Genomic DNA, 4,897 nt, shown 5'->3' with positions numbered 1-4,897 from the left:
TGTTTTCTCGTATCAAAATTGAATATGAAAACTAAATCCGTAATCCTGACTGGCGGTTCTGAACCCCTCAGGTTTATGAAGTGGCTGACCTAAGAAAAGATCGATATTGCTTTGCACTGGCCCTGTGTTCCATCGCGTACGCAGACCCACTACCGCCCCAGCCATTTCGTTACCCAGTTGCATTTGATTAGAGGGTCCGCTGACCCGTCCCCAATCTAACCCTGAGTACACGCTGTAGGGGCTTTGACCAAGCTGCATGGAAACTTCGTTACGCAATAAAAGGCCACTGTCACCACTGAGCATGCTCACACCATCAAAGCCGCGCACGGAATAACGTCCACCGATAGAAAATCGATCTTGGGGAGTTAGAGGGGTTTCATGCCACTGTCCACGAAAGCTACCGTGGTAGTTCCAACGCTGATGGACAAAATCAAAAGGAATACTCACACTGGCATTCAGTAACCACATTCGCATACGTGACGTGCCTTCACCGAATGCTTCTTCGGGGGCGGGCAATGCCCCCCATGCACCGATGCCCCTACGATGAGTGAGGACTGCTTCCCACACCCCCGAACCAACGCTACGACGATGACCAAGACTGATATCCACCCCAGATACAGCACGACGCTGCACCTCAATTTCCGTATCATCTATGTAGTTGTTTGAGCGCCGGTGAAATGCACGTATAACGCCTGTGGTTTTACCTGCCTGGTCACGCTGAAGGACACGTGAAAGCTGTGCATCGTATTGATCGCTTGTACCCGAATAAACATAGTCCTGAAAAGCACCAGCAATAGTTTGATGATATCGAGTGCTAGAACTATTGAATGATAGGAGACTGTACCCCCAGGGGACGGAGTAATGTAAAGCATGCCCAGAGTTGCCTCGGTCTCCAGGATCTTTACCTCCTAATTCAGACTGCAGAGTAATGTAGAACAGGTCGCTTAGTGTCAAAAGGTTATCGTAGCTGAGTGTAAAAGCCCCTTGGTATTTTCCTGTGCTTTCATTGCCTGAATCATCAACCGATGCATGTACTCTGAAAGGAAAAGCCTGCTTGTGGCGGATTATCAGTTCGCTTTGACCTGGTTCTTCACCAGGCTCAATCGAGATATCAGCTTCAACTGTTGGCACACGTCTGAAATTTTCAAGTCCCTGTTCAATATCGCGCAAATTGAGAACCCGACCAGCATGGGTTGGAATGGTGTTGAAAAGAGTCGCGCGCTGACCATATTCCTCCGCAAAGCGAATATCACTAATCACGCCTTCTAAGATATCTAGGCGCAACTCTCCAGACGACAAATCTTGCGGGGGCGCAAGAATGCGTGTGGTTGTCCAGCCCTTCTGAACCAACGCTTGCTGCAGGCGAGCCATAATGACGCTCACTCCCTGAGCTCCTAAGCAACGACTAAGCGCCGGCTGACTATCTTGAGGGTCGTTAACATAGTCATATAGCCAATTCCAGTCCTGACTCCCCCTGTTAATAACGTTTAGATAGATACTGCTGATTTCAAAACAAGGCGTCTCTGTCGCGGGAAAAACAAGCGGAACTTTGGGATCATGCAGGGGAGATAGTCGTACATCGCTCTGAGGCTGAAGCTGCTCGCGCTGCTGCCTTAGTCTCTCTTGCTCCTGCCGAAATTGGCGCAGGGACTCGTTGTCAAGATCCACTGAACTCTGTGCGACGGCATTACTCGCAATACACATCAAAAACAGGCACAAACAAGCCCTTCCTAAGGACACAGGCCAGCAAAAACTCAATTTTTGATAATTATTTTTAACAGAGATATCCCTATCGTAAAACCAAGCATCAGCAGCCTTGAAAACTACTTTTATCTTAATTTTAGTTATAATTAATCTATCCCTAACAGACATATCAAGGAACTCCTTTTCCAGATACTGAAACACTAATGCATCACTTATTCTTTCTTACACTCTATTAATAAAAATAAATTTTTACTGATTTTAACAAACGCCCAGAAAGCATTTAACAACAGCAGATGCTTTAATAAAATTTAACGCTATAAAAAATCAACCAAACCTATCTTAGCCAATATACAACATATTTCTCCAACACAAAAACCAAGAGACATACCAATACTGAAAACAATAGTTAATAACAACCAAACTGTCACAATACATATATATAACTATATTTAAAAAATGACATATAGTAAAAAATTAACCACTTATAATATTAATAAGTATTAACACCTCTGTGCACCACCCAATAATAATGTAAAATTCCAACAAACAATCACTCGATTAAAAACCACTGCTTCACAAAAAATAATGGCGTCCCTCTTCAAGCACACTTAGCCAAAGTGCACCTGAGACATAAAAAAATACCCCTTGGCACTTTCGGGCCAAGGGGTATCGGTTAAGCCAGTAGCAGTGGTTGGTTTTAGAAGTGCCATTCCAGATTAAAGGTCATGGCATCGGTATCGACACCCGGTTGGCTGTGGTTTCCGAATTTGTTGCGCCAATACTCATAACCGACGCCCATCCATAAGGAATTTTCCGTGCCCCAGGCAACTTGCCCGACGTCTAGCATCAACGAGGTGCGCATTAACTGCTCAGGCTTGGTCGCTTCCCCAAAGTAATCGTCTCCTTTTTCGCTGTTGTAGTTATAGAACCCTTGGAATTTTAGCGGTAACGCCGCAGCTTCAAACGGCAGCCCCCAGGCCAAGTTAATTTGGTAATAGGGATCAAACGAAATGCTGTTCTGATTTTCTGGCAGTCCACAAGGTGGCAAGCCGCAGTGGTTCCATTCACGGCTATAGAAGAGACTTAGATCCACAAAGCCTCTCGGCACATCAAATTTAAACGTTGGCCCCACTACTAGCTGACGTTTACGTGGTGCAAAGCCAGTATTTTTGGTGTTTAGGTCAAACCCAAACGTCAGCGCCATGTCTTTGACGGGTCCGAAAGCGATGGGCTCATTGAACACTCCGCCCCCATGGAGTTGATGCCGATATGCTAAATAGGCTTCAGTCGCCCCTGAATCACTGTTATTGGCGGGGTCTTGGCTGCTGGACTGAAGCACGTCCAGATTTAAAAAGTTTTGGCCCAGTGAGTAACCACTAACATGGGTAAACTGAAGAATATGCTTCTCTATGTTCTCTGGGTTATTCGGCTCGGTAAACTGCGTTCCATAGCGATAGCCCACAAACGTATCACTCCATGTCGCCGCTTGGGCACTTACCGAGATAGCGCCAAGAGAAACGCCTATCGCCAGATACGCTGTCACTGCTCGTTTGCTCTTCAACATGCAAAACCCTTTGTTGTTTGATTTTGTTTTTAGACATCTTTCTAAGAGCCCCTCTGTAAAGGCCCTCCTATAGAGATCTTGCTATAAAGACCTTTCTATAAAGGCCTTTCTAACGCCGTTATGCCCGCTTCCCGCGGATGCGATAGCGATTTTTTTGCGGAAACGGCACCTCTTAGAGTACATTTAGCAATATTTATTGTATACAATAAAACTGATAAACAAATACAAGAGGAGAATACAATGCCGCATATTTTAAAAGCAGCTCGCCCCAGCCGCCTTGGCTTAGACGCCTTTCTTGAGCATTACGGGGACGTTTTTGAACATTCACCCTGGGTAGCCGAAACCGCCTGGAAACAGGGGTTTACCGACCAACACGATGACCCAGATGTGCTAGCTGACTGCATGGGCAATGTGCTTAAGGGTGCTGATATTGATCAGCAAATTGCTGTCATCCGCGCTCACCCAGACCTTGCCGGGAAAGCAGCGCTGGCGGGTGAGCTAACCCAGGATTCCACCCGTGAGCAGGCAGGTGCGGGGCTAGATCAGTGTTCAACCGAAGAGTTTGAGCGCTTTCAACGCCTGAATCAGGCCTATCAAGATACGTTCGGCTTCCCCTTTGTGATTGCTGTTAAAGGGCTTGATCGACACGCCATCCTTTATGCGTTCGAAAAGCGTCTTGAAAACGACGCCGCTACCGAGCGTCAAACCGCTATTGAGCAAATCATCCAGATAGCGCGCTTCCGCCTTCACATGCGTGCGGCCGAGTCAGCGTAATTCTCACGCGCTTAGCGCTTGTATTTTCCTTTCAGCCTGACCTGTGGTGCTCGGCCCTTCAGGCTGTGAGGCTTACCTTTTATCGTCATTCGGAGAGACCTCTATGAGTCTGGAGACAAGAGAAGATCTCGATCCGCTCGAAACCACGGAGTGGCTAGAATCCCTGGAATCAGTACTGGATCGTGAGGGCGAAGATCGTGCCCGCTACCTGATGACCCGCTTGGCGGATCGCCTGCGCCGGGACGGGATGAAGGTGCCCTTCTCGGTGACAACCCCGCACCGGAATACGATCCCTGTGCATCGCGAAGCACCGATGCCCGGCGATCTGTTTATGGAGCGCCGCATTCGGTCGTTGACCGTTATAACGCCATTGCTCAGGTCATCCGTAATAACCGCGCCAACCCCGGGCTGGGCGGCCACATTGCCAGCTTTATGTCGTCAGCCACGCTGTACGATGTCGGCTTTAACCACTTCTTCCGCGCCCCCAAAGGTGATTTTGAAGGCGACCTGATCTACATTCAGGGCCACGTTGCCCCGGGGATTTACGCGCGTTCTTATCTGGAAGGCCGTCTGTCTGAAGAGCAGATGGACAAATTCCGTCGCGAAGTCGACGGCGATGGTCTGTCTTCCTACCCGCACCCTTGGCTGATGCCGGATTACTGGCAGTTCCCCACGGTGTCGATGGGGCTTGGCCCGATTCAGGCATTATCAGCCACGTGATGAAGTACCTGCATCACCGTGAGCTGAAAGACATGTACGACCGCAAGATCTGGTGCTTTATGGGCGACGGCGAGTGTGATGAGCCGGAGTCACTGGGCGCGATTTCCCTGGCGGGGCGTGAAAACCTCGATAACC

5 protein-coding genes and 1 pseudogene are annotated in these 4,897 nt (G+C 48.5%); 4 read left to right on the top strand and 2 right to left on the bottom strand.

Going from position 1 to position 4,897, the window contains the following annotated elements:
* Positions 1-12 precede the first annotated feature (12 nt).
* Positions 13-1,872 (bottom strand): ShlB/FhaC/HecB family hemolysin secretion/activation protein, encoded by a 1,860-nt coding sequence (locus REH51_RS16015; protein ID WP_143759812.1) that lies wholly within the window; start codon positions 1,870-1,872, stop codon positions 13-15.
* A 529-nt stretch (positions 1,873-2,401) separates the two neighbouring features.
* Complete coding sequence (locus REH51_RS16010; RefSeq protein WP_039869991.1) at positions 2,402-3,268, bottom strand: hypothetical protein; 867 nt, start codon at positions 3,266-3,268, stop codon at positions 2,402-2,404.
* 240 nt (positions 3,269-3,508) lie between these two features.
* On the opposite strand from REH51_RS16010, the gene uraD reads away from it, so the two are divergent.
* From uraD to REH51_RS15990, 4 genes and pseudogenes are all read left to right on the top strand, one after another.
* The gene (gene uraD / locus REH51_RS16005) at positions 3,509-4,042 is read left to right on the top strand and encodes a 2-oxo-4-hydroxy-4-carboxy-5-ureidoimidazoline decarboxylase (RefSeq protein ID WP_009725052.1); all 534 of its coding nucleotides are present in this window, start codon (positions 3,509-3,511) and stop codon (positions 4,040-4,042) included.
* Between the two features lie 103 nt (positions 4,043-4,145).
* Positions 4,146-4,553, top strand: coding sequence for a pyruvate dehydrogenase E1 component-related protein (locus REH51_RS16000; protein WP_498936310.1), 408 nt, complete (start codon positions 4,146-4,148; stop codon positions 4,551-4,553).
* Positions 4,475-4,762 (top strand): hypothetical protein, encoded by a 288-nt coding sequence (locus REH51_RS15995; protein WP_498936308.1) that lies wholly within the window; start codon positions 4,475-4,477, stop codon positions 4,760-4,762. Before REH51_RS16000 ends, REH51_RS15995 begins: the two co-directional genes overlap by 79 nt.
* Positions 4,762-4,890 (top strand): annotated as a pseudogene (locus tag REH51_RS15990) (hypothetical protein); the annotation flags it as partial. The gene REH51_RS15995 and the pseudogene REH51_RS15990, both read left to right, overlap by 1 nt.
* Between the last annotated feature and the right edge of the window lie 7 nt (positions 4,891-4,897).

The sequence above is a fragment of the Halomonas bluephagenesis genome (assembly GCF_054790765.1).
Note: the sequence above shows the minus strand (reverse complement) of the source record. Positions and strands in the feature narration are given on the sequence as shown.

Excerpts from the sequence above, each read along its gene's own strand:
- REH51_RS15995 (WP_498936308.1), top strand. The coding sequence starts at position 4,475 with ATGTCGTCAGCCACGCTGTACGATGTCGGCTTTAACCACTTCTTCCGC.
- REH51_RS16010 (WP_039869991.1), bottom strand. The coding sequence starts at position 3,268 with ATGTTGAAGAGCAAACGAGCAGTGACAGCGTATCTGGCGATAGGCGTT.
- REH51_RS16000 (WP_498936310.1), top strand. The coding sequence starts at position 4,146 with ATGAGTCTGGAGACAAGAGAAGATCTCGATCCGCTCGAAACCACGGAG.
- uraD (WP_009725052.1), top strand. The coding sequence starts at position 3,509 with ATGCCGCATATTTTAAAAGCAGCTCGCCCCAGCCGCCTTGGCTTAGAC.
- REH51_RS16015 (WP_143759812.1), bottom strand. The coding sequence starts at position 1,872 with ATGTCTGTTAGGGATAGATTAATTATAACTAAAATTAAGATAAAAGTA.